The sequence below is a fragment of the Sulfurovum sp. genome, assembly GCF_041562805.1.
Classification (GTDB): Bacteria; Campylobacterota; Campylobacteria; order Campylobacterales; family Sulfurovaceae; genus Sulfurovum.
The window spans coordinates 1-1,033 of record NZ_JBFFOH010000294.1 but is presented as its reverse complement, the minus strand read 5'-3'; the positions used below and the strand labels follow the sequence as shown (position 1 = coordinate 1,033).

General features: G+C 38.3%; 2 protein-coding genes. Both read left to right on the top strand.

All coding sequences use genetic code 11. The annotated features are described in order from the left end of the window. Nucleotides 1-580, top strand: a 580-nt coding sequence (locus ABYK33_RS15900; RefSeq protein ID WP_373034302.1) for a thiamine pyrophosphate-dependent enzyme, incomplete at its 5' end; no start/stop codon positions are given. 1 nt (nt 581) lies between these two features. Continuing rightward, the coding region (locus ABYK33_RS15895; protein WP_373034300.1) for a 2-oxoacid:acceptor oxidoreductase family protein at nt 582-1,033 on the top strand (452 nt) is incomplete at its 3' end.

Sequence of the window (1,033 nt, the reverse complement as noted above, 5' to 3'; positions counted from 1 at the left end):
TATGGCTTCTGGCCTAACACGTGCATTTAGATTGCGTTTTCCTGATAAGCAAAAAGATGTTATTACTATTGCCGGTGACGGTGGTACTATGGATATTGGTTTCTCTATGACTATGCACTCATGGATCCGTGGTGAAAAATTCACAACGATCATGCTTGATAACGAAGTTTATGGAAATACTGGTGGTCAAGAGTCTGGAATGTCACCTAAGGGTGCTATCTTAAAAATGTCTCCACTAGGTAAAAAAGGTGAGAAAATGCCTGCAACTGAGTTGGCAAAAGCTGCTGGTTGTGTGTATATCGTTAGAATGTCTCCTACTAATATCAAAAAAGCTGCAAAGGTCATTAGAAGAGCGATCTTTGTTGCTAGAGAAGTAGGTCCAACATTTATTCATGCGTATACTTCATGTAACATTGAGTACTCTATTCCTACTGAAGATGTATTCCAGGATGCGAAAGATAAAGAGAAAACTCGTTTTCAATTTTACGAGTATATGACTGATGCTGCTAAAGAAGTAATCGAGCGTGTAGAAGGCGAAGAAAAAGCGGCTAAAAGAGCAAAAAAAGCAGAGGTGGTTTAATATGGCTGAGCAAAAGAAAAGAGAACGATATAACATTAGAATCTCAGGACTCGGTGGACAGGGTGTTGTAACTACTGCCCACATCCTTGGTTCTACTATGGATAATGCAGGTAAATATGCATCTTTGGTACCATTCTTTGGTTCTGAAAAGCGTATGGCACCGGTTGAAGCTTATGTTAGAGCTTCATCTGAGCCGATTTATGAAGTGGGTGAAGTTGTTTACCCTGACATTATTATGATTTACCACTCACAAGTTGTAACACACGGTAAATCATATACAATGCCTTTTTATACAGGTCTAAAGCCAAACTCTTTGATCATTATTAATACTGATCATGATGTTCTTACTGAAGACGATATTAAAGTTCTTGAAGACCTTAATACAACAGTTGTTCAATTTGATGCAACAGCCTTGGCAATGAAAATTGCAGGTACTGAACTTGCTACTAACAT